At 71.3% G+C, this 14,293-nt stretch carries 15 protein-coding genes; 12 read left to right on the top strand and 3 right to left on the bottom strand.

Translation table 11 applies throughout. From position 1 onward, the window contains the following. Positions 1 to 40 precede the first annotated feature (40 nt). A complete protein-coding gene (locus CFP66_RS18175) occupies positions 41 to 964 on the bottom strand; it encodes a hypothetical protein (RefSeq protein WP_198961529.1) in 924 nt (307 codons plus the stop codon). 5 nt (positions 965 to 969) lie between these two features. Further along, on the bottom strand, positions 970 to 1,776 hold the full coding sequence (locus tag CFP66_RS18170; protein ID WP_094925730.1) for an HpcH/HpaI aldolase/citrate lyase family protein: 807 nt from the start codon (positions 1,774 to 1,776) through the stop codon (positions 970 to 972). Positions 1,777 to 2,140: 364 nt separating this feature from the next. On the opposite strand from CFP66_RS18170, the gene CFP66_RS18165 reads away from it, so the two are divergent. Beyond that, on the top strand, positions 2,141 to 3,208 hold the full coding sequence (locus CFP66_RS18165; RefSeq protein WP_158228136.1) for an extracellular solute-binding protein: 1,068 nt from the start codon (positions 2,141 to 2,143) through the stop codon (positions 3,206 to 3,208). Between the two features lie 29 nt (positions 3,209 to 3,237). Here the strand turns inward: CFP66_RS18165 and CFP66_RS18160 are convergent, their stop codons facing one another. Beyond that, positions 3,238 to 3,996, bottom strand: a complete 759-nt coding sequence (locus tag CFP66_RS18160; RefSeq protein WP_158228135.1) for an SDR family NAD(P)-dependent oxidoreductase — start codon at positions 3,994 to 3,996, stop codon at positions 3,238 to 3,240. Between the two features lie 161 nt (positions 3,997 to 4,157). Here CFP66_RS18160 and CFP66_RS18155 point away from each other — a divergent pair, with 161 nt between their 5' ends. From CFP66_RS18155 to CFP66_RS18105, 11 genes are all read left to right on the top strand, one after another. Beyond that, positions 4,158 to 4,934, top strand: coding sequence for an IclR family transcriptional regulator (locus CFP66_RS18155; RefSeq protein ID WP_094925685.1), 777 nt, complete (start codon positions 4,158 to 4,160; stop codon positions 4,932 to 4,934). Positions 4,935 to 5,053: 119 nt separating this feature from the next. Next, positions 5,054 to 5,974 (top strand): ABC transporter permease, encoded by a 921-nt coding sequence (locus tag CFP66_RS18150; RefSeq protein ID WP_233159520.1) that lies wholly within the window; start codon positions 5,054 to 5,056, stop codon positions 5,972 to 5,974. Further along, positions 5,971 to 6,768: an ABC transporter permease gene (locus CFP66_RS18145; RefSeq protein ID WP_094925684.1), complete on the top strand. Its 798-nt coding sequence runs from the start codon at positions 5,971 to 5,973 to the stop codon at positions 6,766 to 6,768. The genes CFP66_RS18150 and CFP66_RS18145 overlap by 4 nt, the downstream gene beginning before the upstream one ends. Next, on the top strand, positions 6,765 to 7,841 hold the full coding sequence (locus CFP66_RS18140) for an ABC transporter ATP-binding protein (RefSeq protein ID WP_094925683.1): 1,077 nt from the start codon (positions 6,765 to 6,767) through the stop codon (positions 7,839 to 7,841). The genes CFP66_RS18145 and CFP66_RS18140 overlap by 4 nt, the downstream gene beginning before the upstream one ends. Further along, on the top strand, positions 7,838 to 8,836 hold the full coding sequence (locus CFP66_RS18135; protein ID WP_094925682.1) for a cyclase family protein: 999 nt from the start codon (positions 7,838 to 7,840) through the stop codon (positions 8,834 to 8,836). The genes CFP66_RS18140 and CFP66_RS18135 overlap by 4 nt, the downstream gene beginning before the upstream one ends. 94 nt (positions 8,837 to 8,930) lie before the next feature. Beyond that, positions 8,931 to 9,887: a DUF6282 family protein gene (locus tag CFP66_RS18130; protein WP_094925681.1), complete on the top strand. Its 957-nt coding sequence runs from the start codon at positions 8,931 to 8,933 to the stop codon at positions 9,885 to 9,887. Beyond that, positions 9,887 to 10,276: a carboxymuconolactone decarboxylase family protein gene (locus tag CFP66_RS18125; RefSeq protein WP_094925680.1), complete on the top strand. Its 390-nt coding sequence runs from the start codon at positions 9,887 to 9,889 to the stop codon at positions 10,274 to 10,276. The genes CFP66_RS18130 and CFP66_RS18125 overlap by 1 nt, the downstream gene beginning before the upstream one ends. Before the next feature lie 38 nt (positions 10,277 to 10,314). Continuing rightward, a complete protein-coding gene (locus tag CFP66_RS18120) occupies positions 10,315 to 11,760 on the top strand; it encodes an NAD(P)/FAD-dependent oxidoreductase (RefSeq protein ID WP_158228134.1) in 1,446 nt (481 codons plus the stop codon). Next, the gene (locus tag CFP66_RS18115; protein ID WP_094925678.1) at positions 11,757 to 12,683 is read left to right on the top strand and encodes an MBL fold metallo-hydrolase; all 927 of its coding nucleotides are present in this window, start codon (positions 11,757 to 11,759) and stop codon (positions 12,681 to 12,683) included. Before CFP66_RS18120 ends, CFP66_RS18115 begins: the two co-directional genes overlap by 4 nt. Next, positions 12,680 to 13,669 (top strand): DUF6282 family protein, encoded by a 990-nt coding sequence (locus CFP66_RS18110; RefSeq protein WP_094925677.1) that lies wholly within the window; start codon positions 12,680 to 12,682, stop codon positions 13,667 to 13,669. The genes CFP66_RS18115 and CFP66_RS18110 overlap by 4 nt, the downstream gene beginning before the upstream one ends. After that, a complete protein-coding gene (locus CFP66_RS18105) occupies positions 13,666 to 14,250 on the top strand; it encodes a carboxymuconolactone decarboxylase family protein (RefSeq protein WP_143517296.1) in 585 nt (194 codons plus the stop codon). The genes CFP66_RS18110 and CFP66_RS18105 overlap by 4 nt, the downstream gene beginning before the upstream one ends. The last annotated feature ends 43 nt before the right edge of the window (positions 14,251 to 14,293 follow it).

The raw sequence follows: 14,293 nt of genomic DNA, 5'->3' as shown, positions 1-14,293 counted from the left end.
CGCTGAAGACGGATCGGCCGAGTCGGGAACGAGCTGAGGATCAGTCGACCGGAACCGGGTACTCGTCGCCGTTGAGCACCCACCCTGGCCGTGCCGAGAAGTCACGGCGCGGGCCGGAGAAGATGTCGATCAGATGGTTGGTCCGCCACCCGATGCCCTGCGAGGTGTGGACCGTCGGCGGCGGGATGATCGTCAGCGACGGGCTGCCGACCTGCGCGTGGTCCTCGGGGCGCCACTGCCTGCCGTCGGTGCCCCACGGGGTCTGGATGTGGTGGATGTAGCTGCCCTCGACCACCAGGCTGGCCTGCTCGAAGTCGTCGTGGAAGTGCGGCGACATCTTCGACAGGTCACGCGGGCCGCTGGTCGGCGCGAAGAAGTTGACCATGAAGGAGCGGGTGCGGAACAACCGCCCGAAGCGCGTGGGCTCGTCCGGCACGTCGGACATGGGGTAGGTCCGCCACCGGTAGCCGCCCACCGGCTCGGGCCAGGGTTCGAGCGGCGCGACGTGCGGATGCGCCACGGCGTACTCCGCGGCGTTGGACGCCTTCGCGGCCCATTCGGCCTCGTCCGACTGCAGGAGCGCCACGATCGGGCCGGTTCCGGTGCTCGTGATCGCGCTGTGCCCCGGCGGCACGACGACCAGCGCGGGTCCACTCACCTCGTGCGGGCCGTCGTCGCCGGCAGTGCCGCGGACGGCGCTGTTCTCGTTGATGAGCAGCACCACCTGCTCGGCGCCCAGCGTGGATTCCCAGACCAGGTCGCCCGCGGCCGGCTCCGTGTAGATCAGCACGAAGTTCTGGCCACGGACGATCCACCGGCAGCTGCCGGCGGGTGACACCGCGTCCGGCGGGAGCAGGGAGAAGTCGAGGAACTGGGGAGCGGCGACGCCGGCACCCGGCGCGACGCCCGGTGCTGCGCCGGACGTCGCCAGTGCGGATCGCGGGTCGTCCTTCGCGTAGGCCACAGGGGTCAGCCCTTCTCGTCGACGGTGGCGGGAGCGGGCGGCGGGGCGAGCGCGACGCGGGCCGTCGAACGGGTCTGCCGGGCGGCCGCGGTGAGCATTCCGGTGTCGTTCCCGACGAGGAGGAACCGGCAGCCCTGCTCGGCCCGCAGCCGGATCTGGTCCTCGCCCTGCACCAGCGTCCCGACCGGGACACCTGCCGTCACCGCCGCCTCGATGCACGCGGTGACGGCATCGTGGACGGCGGGCGAGCCCATCGGCTCGCCCATCGACAGGGAGAGGTCACCGGGGCCGATGAAGACCCCGTCGACGCCCGGGGCGGCCAGGATCGCCTCGATGTCGTCGACGGACTCCCGCTCCTCGATCATGGCGATCCGGACCACGTCCTCCTGGCCGGCGCGGACGTACTCGGCAGGCCCGCCCGGCAACGTCCCCCACAGCCCGGCGCGGGACGCGTACCCCATGCCGCGGGTGCCCGCGGGCGGGAACAGGAACTGGCGCATGGCGGCGCCCGCCTGCACCCCGTTGGAGACGTGCGGCACGAGGATCCCCGCCGCGCCCGCGTCCAGGTAGCGCTGCGCGTCGCCGTAGCCGTGGTCGGTGATGCGGACGAGCGGCGCGACGCCCATCCGCGAGTAGACGACCAGCAGTGAGTAGACGTCGCGCACCGAGAGCAGCGCGTGCTCGGTGTCGATGACGACGAAGTCGAACCCGGCATTGCCGACGATCTCCGCCACCTCGATGGCGGGGATCTTGACGAAGGTGCCGACGGCCGGCCCGTCGGAGGATCGGAGGAGCTCGCGGAACGTGGTCATGGAGGCGGATCTCCAGAGATGTGCGCGGTGGCCCGGCGAACCCGGAGCCAGACCTGTTCGTCTTACGAACAGCGTGTTCGCGATGCAGGTTGGCACTCGACGATTCGGTTGCGCAAGGGGCAAGCGCCGCACCAGGACGCTGGATCGGTGCAGCCGTACTCCGCGACCCCGGCCGTCCTTGACGGAGGCTGACGCGTGCGGCTACCGTCCCGCATTTCGTCGCGTATCACGCGATGGCCATCCCACGATACGCGACAGCGCGGCTCCGGGCCTCGCCCGACGAGCGTCTGCCCACCCGTTCCGTGCCGCCGTGGGAACTCCGTTCCCCGACCCGGTTCCACACTCGATGACGAGGAGAAGGCGCATGAGACGTAAGCACCTGCTGGCCATTGCCGTCGCGGGCGCACTCGTGTCGACGGCCTGCGGATCGGAACCGCCCGCGGATCCGGCGGCGCCGGCCGGCCCGGACACGACGATCACCTGGCAGACGACCGGCGGCGACGCCACCGAGTACGAGAAGCGGGCGCTCCAGGAGCCCTTCACGGCCGGCACCGGCGCGGCGTTCGAGAACGTCACGTCCCTGAACTACATCAGCCAACTCCTCACGATGGTCGAGTCGAACCAGACCATCTGGGACGTCGTGCACACCGGCTCGTACCTGGTCAAGCAGTACTGCGGCACCCTGTTCGAGCCCGTGGACCTGAGCCGGTTCCCGGCCGACCTCGTGCCCGAGGGCACCACGACCGAGTGCTCGGTGCCCGCCACGAAGTACGCGGCGGGGTTCGCCTACGACGCGGCCGTCTACCAGGGCAAGGTGCCGACGAAGATCGGCGACTTCTTCGACACCGCGACGTTCCCGGGCAAGCGGGTGGTGTTCGCCGGCTCCCCCAAGGGGATCATCGAGGCCGCGCTGGTGGCCGACGGCGTGGCCCCCGACCAGCTCTACCCGCTCGACGTGGACCGCGCGCTCGCGAAGCTGGAAACGATCAAGTCGGACATCATCTTCGCGCCGTCGTTCACCGTGCTCCAGCAGAACCTCGTGAACAAGCAGGCGACGATGACGCTGACCCTGAGCGGCCGGCTGGGCATCATCCGCGACAGCGGCAGCGACCTGGCACCGGTGTGGGACTTCACCAGCTGGGACTTCGACGCGTTCGTCGTGCCGAAGGGCGCCCCGAACGCCGCCGCGGCCCAGGAGGCCGTCGAGTTCGCGCTGGAACCCGAGCCGCTGCGGACCTACGCCGCAATGAGCGGGCTGACGCCGGTGCGCAGCGACGTGGATCCGAACACCGTCGACTTCACCGAGTCGGGCAAGCTCTTCAACCCGTTCCTGGGCGGCGACCACGGCGACGTGGTCCTGCAGGACCCCGAGTACTGGGCGCAGAACTACAACGCGGTGGCCGAGAAGTGGACGGCGTGGCAGGTGGGGTGACCGCGCGGCCACCCCACCTGCCGGCGCCGCTACTGGGCCACGTAGCCGCCGTCCACGCTGAGGATCGTGCCGGTGATCCCGCCGGCCGCGGGCGAGGCGAGGAAGTCGATCGCCGCGGCGACGTCGTCCGGCGTGGAGATCCGGCCGAGGGGGTGGCGGCTCAGCACGGCGGCCGCCGTCGCCTCCGGATCCGGGTCGGCCGCGCGCGCCTCGGCGATGAACTCCGTCTCGATCGCGCCCGGCGCGACGGCGTTCACCCGGACGCCCCGCGGCGCGAGCTCCACGGCGAGCTGGCGGGTCAGCTGGACGAGCGCCCCCTTCGTCATCGCGTAGAGGGACTGGTTCGCCATCCCCACCAGGCCGGAGATCGACGTGACGTTGACGATCACGCCCCGCGTGCGCGCCAGGGGCTCGACGGCCGCGCGGGAGTGGGCGAACGCTCCGCGCACGTTGGTGGCGAACAGGCCGTCGAAGTCGTCGTCGCTGGACTGCCCGATCGGCCTGCGCAGGAACCGGGCGGCGTTGTTGACGAGCAGGTCGAGCCGGCCGAACCGGCGCACGGCCTCGGCCACGGCCAGCTCCGCCGTCGCGCTGTCCGTGACGTCGCCGACCAGGCCGACGACGGCCCCCGCACCGGGTGCCACGCCGTGGTCGGTGAGCTTCTCGACGTCGGGCGAGATGTCCGTGGCGATGACGGCGTACCCGTGGGCGGCGAGCAGCCCGACCGTGGCCCTGCCGACGCCGCCGGCCGCTCCGGTCACCAGCGCGACCCGTTCCTGTTCCGTCATGCGCTTCCTCCAGCTCTGTGTCGGGGTGCGCGGCACGCGCGCCGGGTCACCGTACTCACATCGTCGGACTGTCTGACAAATAGCGCTGAAGCGCATTGACCGTGACGGGAGGCTCGATTAACGTCCCTACCCGTCGCGTATGCCGCGACGATCATCCCGGAATGCGCGACGACGCGGAGGTCCGTGTGGGGAAGTCAGAAGCTCAGGCGCCGGCCGAGGGAGAGGGCTCGGGCGGCGACATCCAGGTCATCGCCCGCGTCGTGACCCTGTTGGAGTGCCTGGAGCCGGACTCCCCCTCGCTCGACACGCCGACCACCGCCAAGGCGCTGGGCGTCGGACGGTCCACCGCACACCGGTACCTCGTGTCGCTGGAGAAGCGCGGCCTCCTCCAGCGGCGCGACGCCACGACCTACGAGCTCGGCCCGGTCCTCTGCAGGCTCGGCACCTTGGCGCTGTCCCGGCTCGGCATCCTCGAGGCGGCGTGGCCGGTCATGCGGGAGCTCTCCGGGGAGATCGAGAACACCGTCGTGCTGAGCGTGTGGGGCGGTCGCGCCCCGGTCATCGCACGCGTGGCTCCCTACAGCAGCCGCATCACCACGATCTCGGTCGAGCTGGGGCGCTCACTGCCGCCCGACGCCGCCCAGACCCGCATCTTCGCCGCCTACCACAAGCTGGGCCGGGGCGGCGGCTCGCCGGCCGCAGGCCACCTGCGCGCGGTCGACGACGAGGAGCTCAGGTCGGTGGGGGGCGTGCTGACGGCGCGCCAGGTCTACGCCGGCGGCGGCTTCAAGACCATCGCCGCCCCGATCCGCACCCCCGACGGCGCCATCGTCGCCACGCTCGCCGTCATCGGCCTGGCCGTGTTCATGCCCGAGAGCGACGACGACCGGGTCGCGGAGCAGCTGGTGGCCGCGATCGCCCGGATCGGCGTGAGCTGACCGCACGTTCCTCCTGATCACGGCAGCACCCGGGTACGGGGTGACCTGCCGGGTTCGCCCATGCCCACCCTCGTCCCAGCGGAGCCGACGATGCACACCACAGCGCGGACCGAGCGGCGATGACCGCCACCGCCGTACTCGATGTCGGCCGACCGGCCCGGCCCCGCGCCGTCGAGCGGGAGACCGGCTCGCGGGCCATGACGTTCCTGCTCCTGGTCCCGGCGGTGGTCGCCTCCTGCCTGCTGTTCGTCTATCCCCTCGCGCGCATCGTCGTCGTCAGCCTCACCGAGCCTGCCGTGGGACCGGGCAACTACCTGGACCTGTTCACCGACGGCTACACGCTGCGGGTGCTCGTCCGCACGCTCGGGGTGGCGCTGGCGGTGGCCGTGCTCGACCTCCTGATGGCGTTCCCCTTCGCGTACGCCATGACCGTCTGCGGGCCGCGCATGCGGGCGGCGCTGTTCACGATCGTGCTCATCCCGTTCTGGACGAGCGCGCTGGCCAAGAACTTCGCCTGGATGATCCTGTTCCAGCGCGGTGGTCTCGTGGACCGGTTCCTGTCGTCGACGTTCGGCATCGACCACCCGCTGCTCGGCACCACGCCCGCGGTGCTGATCGCGATGTCGCAGGTGCTGCTGCCCTTCGCCGTCCTGCCGCTCTACGCCCGGCTGGACCAGATCGACCGGCGGCTGCTCGACGCCGCGCAGGGCCTCGGAGCGAGCCGCATGCAGGCGTTCCGGCAGGTCTACCTCCCGCTCTCGGCGCCAGGACTGATCGCCGCCGCGACGCTCACGTTCATCCTCTCGCTCGGCTTCTACGTCACCCCGGCGCTGCTCGGCTCGCCGCAGCAGACGCTGATCGCCCAGCTGATCATGGCGCGGGTCGAACAGGTCCTCGACTTCGGCGGTGCGAACGCGATCGGCATCTTCCTGCTGGTCGTCACGATCGTGATGCTGCTGCTCAGCCGGCTGATCTCGAGACGCGCCACGGGCCGTCGGGCCAGGACACCCACGATCTCCCCGAAGGGTCTCGCCCCATGAGACGACCGCCTTTCCTGTACATCGCGGCGTGGTCGGTCGCCGCCTTCCTCACGATCCCCACGCTGTTCCTGATCCCCATGAGCCTCTCGGGCGGGTCGACGTTCCAGTTCCCGCCGCCGAGCTGGTCGTTCCAGTGGTACCGCAACCTCGTCGTGGCCACCGAGTGGCGCGAGGCCGTGGTCGTGTCCCTGCAGGTGGCGGCGTTCGCGACGCCCATGGCGGTGGTGATCGGCACCTGCGCGGCGTTCGGGCTCGTCCGGCTGGGGCAGCGGCTGCGCATCGTCGGCACCGCGGCCCTGAGCGCACCATTGGTGATCCCCAACATCCTGATCGCGCTGGCGGTCTACGGCACGTTCCTGAAGCTGGGGCTCAGCGGGACGCTGCTGGGGCTCGTGCTCGGGCAGACGGCGCCCGCGATCCCCTTCGTGCTGATCGCCGTGCTGGCCCGCCTGCAGGGCTACGACCGGTCGTTCACCACGGCCGCCCTCAGCCTGGGAGCGACGCCCTTCACCGCCTTCCGCACGGTGACGTTCCCGCTGATCCTCCCGGGCATCGTCGCGGGCGCGGTGTTCGCGTTCGTCGCCTCGTTCGACGAGCTCGTGATCGCGCTCCTGCTGCAGGGGCCGGGCAACGTCACGCTGCCCGTGCAGATGTTCAACGCCGTCGTCGAGGCCGCGGATCCGACGATCTCGGCGGCGTCGACGGTCCTCGTGGTCGTCGTGAGCACGGTCGTCTTCCTGGTGCAGTTCGGTTGGATGCGCCGGAACGAGAACAGAAGTGGTAGCGCCACATGAATGCACAGGCTGGAAGCGTCGAGATCCGGGATCTGGTGAAGCGGTACGGATCGGAGGCCGCGGCGGCCGTCGCCGGCATCGACCTCACCATCGACTCCGGTGAGTTCATCACGCTGCTGGGCCCCAGCGGGTCGGGTAAGACGACGACGTTGAACATGGTCGCCGGATTCGTGCAACCCACCTCCGGTTCCATCCGTCTGAACGGCGTCGACCTCACCCGGCTGCAGCCACATCGCCGCAACTTCGGGATGGTGTTCCAGAACTACGCGCTGTTCCCGCACATGACCGTCTTCGACAACGTCGCCTATCCCCTGCGCCAGCGCAGGATGGGCAAGACCGAGGTCGCCCGGCTCGTGCTCGACATCCTCGAGCGGTTCGGACTGGCCGGGATGGAGCACCGGCGCCCCGCGCAGCTGTCCGGTGGCCAGCAGCAACGTGTCGCACTGGCCAGGGCACTGGTGTTCTCCCCGTCGGTCCTGCTGCTCGACGAGCCGTTGGGCGCGCTGGACCGCAAGCTCCGGCAGTCCCTCCAGGCGGAGCTGAAGAAGCTGCACCAGGAGTTCGGCCTGACCTTCGTGTTCGTCACCCACGACCAGGAAGAGGCCATGTTCCTGTCCGACCGGATCGCGGTCTTCAACGAGGGCCGGGTCGACCGGGTCGGCAGGCCGGCCGAGCTGTACGACGACCCCGGCACGCTCTTCGTGGCGAACTTCCTCGGCGAGGCGAACACCTTCAGGGGCGACCGGGTCGATGCACGGACCTACTCGTGGAACCACGAGAAGTGGCGCACGGCGACGGACCGCACTTCGGAGGGCGTTCTCGTCGTCCGGCCCGAACGGATGCGGGTGTTCGGCCTCGACGAGGTGCCGGCGGGCTGGAACTCGGTGGGCGCCGTCGTGGCCGACGTGTCCCGCCTCGGCCCGTCGTCCCGGATCGACCTCGTGCTCTCCGACGGCACCACCGGGGCGGCGATGCTGCCCTCCACCGAGCTGGTCCGGGTCCGGGTCGGGGACGACGTCCGCGCGGGCTGGGAAGTGGCATCGCAGGCGTTCGTCGTGGAGCGGGCAGCGTGAGCCGGGCCGGCGGGACGCACGACGTTCCCGACTACGCGAGCCTGCGCACGCGAACCGGTGCGCCGGCAGGGTCCTCGTGGGGCGTGTTCGGCGAGGCGGACGACCTCGGGATGCTGAACTTCCTGACCCCGGAGCGCACGGCTGCCGCGGCCGCCCTCGTGCGCACCGGGGAGGTGTTCAACCTCGACTACCCGATCAACGCCTTCGTGCCCGCGATCGGCGGCACCCGCCCGCCCACGCGGCACACGATCTTCGCGAACAACCCGAACCACCGCGACGACTGGCTGGATTCGTTCTACCTGCAGTCCACCTCGCAGATCGACGGGCTGCGCCACATCAGGCACCCGGCGGCCGGCTTCTACAACGGCGTTGCCGACGCCGAGATCGCGGAGGGCGGCCCGCGGCTGGGGATGCAGCACGTGGCCGAGCACGGCATCGCGGGGCGCGGGGTCCTGCTCGACATGCCGCGCTACTTCGCGGCGCGCGGCGCGGAGATGTCGCCGAGGCACCCGTTCCGGCCCGCCGATCTGGACGCCGCCGCCGCCCACCAGGACGTGACGTTCGCGCCCGGCGACGTGCTCCTGCTCCACACCGGCTGGGCGGAGCGGTACCTCGCCATGTCGGCCGAGGAGCGTGCGGCCCGCCGCGGATCGCCGGGCCTGCACCAGTCCGAGGAGATGCTCGCCTGGTTGTGGGACCACAAGCTCGCCCTCGTGGCCGCCGACAACCCGGGGCTCGAGTCCTTCCCGATCGACCCGGAGTCCGGGTTCGTCTTCCCGGATGAGCAATCGCCCGAACGCGGACCCAGCCACAACGGGATGATGCACCGCCCGATCCTGGCCCTCCTGGGGCTGCTGATCGGTGAGCTGTGGCGGCTGGGCGACCTCGCGGACTCCTGCGCTGCCGACGGCCGCTACGAATTCCTGGTCACGGCGAAGCCGCTCAATCTCGTGGGCGGTGTCGGCTCCCCGCCCAATGCGATGGCCGTGAAATGAAGCGCGCGCAGTAGGGCTCGGCACGACCCGAAGACAGTTCTCGCCGCGCGGCACCACCTCCTCGTGCCCGCGCGCACACCGAAAGGACACCGTGATGACCCGGACGCAGGAAAGCCTGCTCGACCCCGATCTCGACGCCGACCGGCTGCAGCCGGATCCGGAGGCCGACGCGCTGCTCGTCGGGGCCGTCGACCTGCACGTGCACCCCGGCCCGAGCCCCTTCCCCCGCCGGATCGGGATCCTCGACGCCGCCCGGGACGCGGCGGACGCCGGCTTCGCGGCGATGGTCGTCAAATCGCACCACCTGAGCATGCAGACCGACGTGCTCGCGCTGCGCGAGGCGGGGCTGGCCGAGCTCCCCATCGAGGTCTACAGCGGCATCGCGCTCAACCGCACGGTGGGAGGCCTGAACCCGTACGCGGTCGAGCTCGTGCTCGGCCTCGGCGGCCGGGTGGTCTGGTTCCCGACCATCTCCTCCCCCGCCCACATCGACTTCCACCACGTGCACAACGACAGCAAGTTCCCGACGAGCGTGCTGAAGCTGCGCGAGCACGAACCGCTGCCGGTGCTGGACGAGAACGGGAAGCTGTCCGCGGCCGCGCACGAGATCCTGGAGATCATCGCCTCCGAGGAGGCGATCCTCAACGCCGGGCACTCCGCGGCAGAGGTGACCGACGTCCTGGTCCCGGCAGCCCGTGCGGCCGGCATCGAGCGGATCGTCATCAGCCACCCGACCTTCATCGTGGGCGCCTCCGCGCAACGGTGCGGCGAGTGGGCGCGCCAGGGAGCGATGATCGAGCACTGCCTCGCGCTGGCGGTGAACCGGGCCCAGTCGCCGCTCACCCACGAGGCGTTGCAGCCCTACCTGGACGCGTGCGGCGTCGGCAACACGATCTTCTCCTCCGATCTCGGGCAGGCCGGCAACGCCCTCCCGGTCACCGGGTACCGGCGGATGGCCCGGCGGCTGCTCGACCACCGCGTGCCGGCCGACGACATCCGCGCGATGTTCGGCGGAAACGCGAAGAAGCTCCTGGCCAGGGGAGACAGCTGATGCGCGGTCCGGGCGACGCGAGCATCGCCGACGGGGTGACGGTCCGCCGGGCCGTGTTCGGAGCAGAGCTCGTCGAGCGCAACTACACGAACGCCTCCGACTTCAGCCGCCCCGCGCAGGACTGGATCGCCGGCGCGGTGTGGGCAGACGTCTGGGCGCGCGAGGGACTGGACCGCCGGACCCGCAGCCTGGTGACGCTGGCGATGCTCATCGCGCTCGACCGGCCCACGGAGTTCGAGTCGCACATCCGCGGCGCGCTGGCCAACGGCTGCTCGGTCGCCGACATCCAGGAGCTGCTCCTGCACACCGCGCCCTACTGCGGTGCGCCCGCTGCCCTGCAGGCGTTCCGGCAGGCGGAGCGGGTGCTCACCGAGGCCGACGCGCTATGACGCACATCCGGCGAAGGGCGCCCCGACGGTCGGTCAGGGTGGGCATCATCGGTGCGGGTTTCGGGGGTATCGCCGCCGCGGTCAAGCTCCAGCAGCGGACGTCGGCCACGTTCGTCGTGTTCGAGCAGTCACCGGAGGTGGGCGGCACCTGGTACGACAACCGTTACCCCGGCTGCGAGGTCGACATCCCCTCGCACGCCTACAGCTTCTCGTTCCTCAAGTACGACTGGTCGCACACCCACGCGCGGCAACCGGAACTGCTGCGGTACGCCCACGAGATCGTGGACGCGTTCGGGTTGCGGCCCCACATCCGGCTGAACACGAAGGTCACCGACGTCGTCTGGGACGACGCGGCGCACCACTACGTACTGCGCACGGACGCCGGGGAGACCCACACCTTCGACGTGGTGATCTCGGCGCTCGGGTTGCTGAACGTCCCCAACCACCCGGACTGGCCGGGCCTCGACGATTTCCAGGGGGTCTCCTTCCACACCTCGCGGTGGCGCGAGGACGTGGACATGGGCGGCAAGCGGGTGGCCGTGGTGGGCACCGGCTCGACCGCCGCCCAGGTGGTGCCGGGTATCGCCGCGTCGGTGAAGTCTCTGCTGGTGTTCCAGCGCGAGCCGGGTTGGGTCGAGCCCAAGCGCGAACGGCCCTTCAGCGCGCGGGAACGGTGGATCTACCGCCACGTCCCCGGAGCGCAGCGGCTGCACCGCGCCCGGCTGTTCTACCAGTCGATCGCCCGCTTCAAGGCCTACGACGCCACCAGCCGCTCCCAGGAGCGCAAGCGCCGGGCCTGCGTGGACTACATCGAGCGCACCGTCGGCGACCCCGCCACCCGCGAAGCCGTCACACCGGACTACCCGTGGGGCTGCAAGCGGCCGGTACTGGCCTCGACGTTCTACGAGGCGTTGAATCTGGCCCACGTCGATCTGGTCCCGCACCCGGTGGCGTCGGTGACCGCGAACGGGCTGGTCGACTCCCGCGGCGAGCACCACGAGATCGACGTCCTGGTGATGAGCACGGGCTTCCAGCCCACGAAGTTCCTCGCCAACCTCGACGTCAGGGGCATCGGCGGCCGGAGCATCCACGACGCGTGGGCCGAGCGGGCGTCGGCGTTCCTCGGCGTCACCGTGGCCGGCTTCCCCAACTTCTTCATCCTCTACGGGCCCAACACCAACGGCGGGTTCTCGATCATCGCCCAGCTGGAGCGGCAGGCCGAGGTCGCGGCCAAGGCCGTGCGCAGGCTCGAGTCCGGCCCGGGGTACGTCGACACCGACGAGCGGATCCAGCAGCGCTACGTCCGCTGGATCGACAGCCAGATCGCCCGGAAGGCGTCGGCGATGGAGTCCGGCTGCCGGAACTACTACCACTCGCCGGGTGGCAAGAACATCACGCAGTGGCCGGGCGCGCACCTGAAGTACCTGGTCGTCACCAGGCTGCTGCACCGCATCGGGATCCGGCGGATCGCGGTGCCGCGATGACGGCGCCTGCCCGGGCCCGCACCCGCGACGGCGCCACGCCCGAGCGGCGGGTGCGCGTCGGAGCGGTCACGATCGCGCCGGTCGTGCAGTTCCACTACCGCGTGGACCCGCTGCGGTTCTTCCCGGACCTCGACGTCGGTGCGATCGACGAGGACGCCTGGTACTGGCGGCCGCCCTACCGCGAGGACGGGATGCTCGTCATCGACATCGGCGCCTTCGTGGTCCGCACCCCGCAGCGGACCCTGCTCGTCGACGCCGGTGTGGGGAACGGCAAGCACCGGCCGAACCCGAGCTTCGACGACCGCGACGACCACTGGTTCGCCGCGCTCCACCGGGCCGGCGTCACCGCCGACGACATCGACACCGTCGTCTTCACCCACCTGCACGTCGACCACGTCGGCTTCGCCACCCGGTTCGACGGCTCCGCGTGGGTGCCGGCCTTCCCGAACGCCCGCTACCTCACCACGGCGGCCGAGCTCGACCACTGGACCGGCGGATCGGCGGCAGGCGACCGGGCGCGGCTGGGCGACTACATCGGCGACAGCGTGCTGCCGCTGCGCGATGCGGGTGTCCTGGACGTCGTCGAGCCGGACCTGCGGATCTGCGAGGAGGTGCGGCTCGTGCCGGCGGCGGGGCACACGCCGGGCAACATCTGCGTGGAGGTCTCCTCCGCCGGGCGGCGGGCCGTGTTCGCGGGCGACATGGTGCACCACGCCCTGCAGCTCGCCTTCCCCGAGCGGAGCACCGACTTCTGCGTGGACCGCTGCGGCGCGAGCGACGCGCGGCAGGAGCTCCTGCGCGACATCGCCGACCGCGACGTCCTGCTGTTCCCCGCGCACTTCCCGAACGCGACGCCCGGCCGGATCCGCACCGACCCCGCGGGCGGCTACCGGTACGACCCGGTAGAGGGGGAACCGCTGTGACCGCGCCGGACGGCGCCGAGGGCCGCGCCGCCTCCCGGTCGGCGGCGTCCTGGTCTGCGGCGTCCTGGTCTGCGGCGCAGCCCGCCGGGTTCGCCGACCTGCTCACCGGCGCGATCGACGTGCACGTCCACGGCCAGCCCGATCTCGCCGTCGACCTCGCGAACCGCGGCGAGGACCTGGCGGTGATCCGGCTGGCACAGGAGTACGGGATCACCGGCTGGGTGCTCAAGTCCCACCTCTGGCCGACCACCGACCGCGCCCACCTGCTGCAGCAGCTGGTCGGCCCCGACTTCGCCGTCCACGGCAGCTTCACGCTCAACCCGGTGCTCGGCGGCGTCTCGGCCACCGTCGTCGAGCTCGCCGCGGCGCACGGAGCGAAAGTGATCTTCCTGCCGACCTGGGGCGCGGCGGCGGACGTCGAGCGCGGCGGCTACATCTCCACGCTGCTCGGCCGGATCTCACCGTCCTTCGAGACCTTCGCCGCGCAGCGGTCGATCCGGCTCGTCGACGGCGACGCCCGCCTCACCGGCGCCGCCCGCGAGGTGGTCGACGCGTGCGCCCAGCTGGAGCTGTCGCTGGCCACCGGCCACGTGGGCCTGGACGAGAGCACCGCCATCGCCGAGTACGCAGGCGGCATCGGCTTCGACCGGCTCCTGCTCACGCATCCGCTGCACTACGTCGACGAGCCCGGCGAGCTGGGCCGCTTCACCGACGCCGGGGCGCTGGTCGAGTTCGCCGCCTCTCCCCTGCTGCACCCGGACGGGCACATGCACGTCCGGGATGTCGCCCGCGCCGTCCACACGCTCGGAGCCGAGCAGCTCGTCCTCAGCTCCGACGTGTTCTCGCGGTGGGCCCCGCCCGAGCCGGAGTGCCTGCGCATCGTCGCCGAGCAGCTCCGCCACCTCGGTGTCGCGGCGGCCGACCTGCATCGCATGCTCGCCGGCAACCCCCGGCGGTTCCTCGGCATCGGAAAGGACGCCCCATGACAGGACGCCCCATAGTCGAACGGCTGTCCCGCATCGCCCCCGACGAGATGACCACGGAGCAGGCGGAGATCTACGCCAAGTTCGCCGACGGCAGGCGGGCCGCCCCCGGGTCGGCCTTCACCCTCGTCCACCCCGACGGCGGGCTCACCGGGCCGCCGAACGCCTGGCTGCGCAGCCCGGCCCTCGCCCGCGTGCTGGAGCAGATGGGCTGGGCCATGCGGTTCGAGCTCACGCTCTCCGACCGCGCCCGCGAGATCGCGATCCTGCTCCACGCGTTCCACCGCGACAGCCCCTTCGAGCTGTACGCGCACCGGAAGGCCGGGCGGGCCGCAGGCCTCACGGACGCCGAGATCGAGGGCCTCGCCACCCGGACCCCGCCCGCCTTCCGCTCCGACGAGGAGCGCCACGTGTTCGCCACGACGCTCGCGCTCGTCGACCGCCGCACCCTGGACGACGCCGAGTACGCCGCGGCCGTCGCCGCACTGGGCGAACGCACGCTCTTCGAGCTGGTGACGCTGCTGGGCTACTACGACTTCGTCGCGACCCAGCTGGCCGTCTTCGGTGTGAGTCCGCCCGACTAGAACCCCGGAACGACGACGGAACCACTACTCGTACGGGCAGCAC

It is taken from the genome of Pseudonocardia sp. MH-G8, from assembly GCF_002262885.1.
Taxonomy (GTDB): domain Bacteria; phylum Actinomycetota; class Actinomycetes; order Mycobacteriales; family Pseudonocardiaceae; genus Pseudonocardia.
This window is presented reverse-complemented; position numbering and strand designations above follow the sequence as displayed.

Coding starts and splice junctions, on each gene's coding strand:
- CFP66_RS18140 (WP_094925683.1), top strand. CDS start 6,765: ATGAATGCACAGGCTGGAAGCGTCGAGATCCGGGATCTGGTGAAGCGG.
- CFP66_RS18125 (WP_094925680.1), top strand. CDS start 9,887: ATGCGCGGTCCGGGCGACGCGAGCATCGCCGACGGGGTGACGGTCCGC.
- CFP66_RS18130 (WP_094925681.1), top strand. CDS start 8,931: ATGACCCGGACGCAGGAAAGCCTGCTCGACCCCGATCTCGACGCCGAC.
- CFP66_RS18165 (WP_158228136.1), top strand. CDS start 2,141: ATGAGACGTAAGCACCTGCTGGCCATTGCCGTCGCGGGCGCACTCGTG.
- CFP66_RS18145 (WP_094925684.1), top strand. CDS start 5,971: ATGAGACGACCGCCTTTCCTGTACATCGCGGCGTGGTCGGTCGCCGCC.
- CFP66_RS18105 (WP_143517296.1), top strand. CDS start 13,666: ATGACAGGACGCCCCATAGTCGAACGGCTGTCCCGCATCGCCCCCGAC.
- CFP66_RS18170 (WP_094925730.1), bottom strand. CDS start 1,776: ATGACCACGTTCCGCGAGCTCCTCCGATCCTCCGACGGGCCGGCCGTC.
- CFP66_RS18115 (WP_094925678.1), top strand. CDS start 11,757: ATGACGGCGCCTGCCCGGGCCCGCACCCGCGACGGCGCCACGCCCGAG.
- CFP66_RS18155 (WP_094925685.1), top strand. CDS start 4,158: ATGCGCGACGACGCGGAGGTCCGTGTGGGGAAGTCAGAAGCTCAGGCG.
- CFP66_RS18150 (WP_233159520.1), top strand. CDS start 5,054: ATGACCGCCACCGCCGTACTCGATGTCGGCCGACCGGCCCGGCCCCGC.
- CFP66_RS18160 (WP_158228135.1), bottom strand. CDS start 3,996: ATGACGGAACAGGAACGGGTCGCGCTGGTGACCGGAGCGGCCGGCGGC.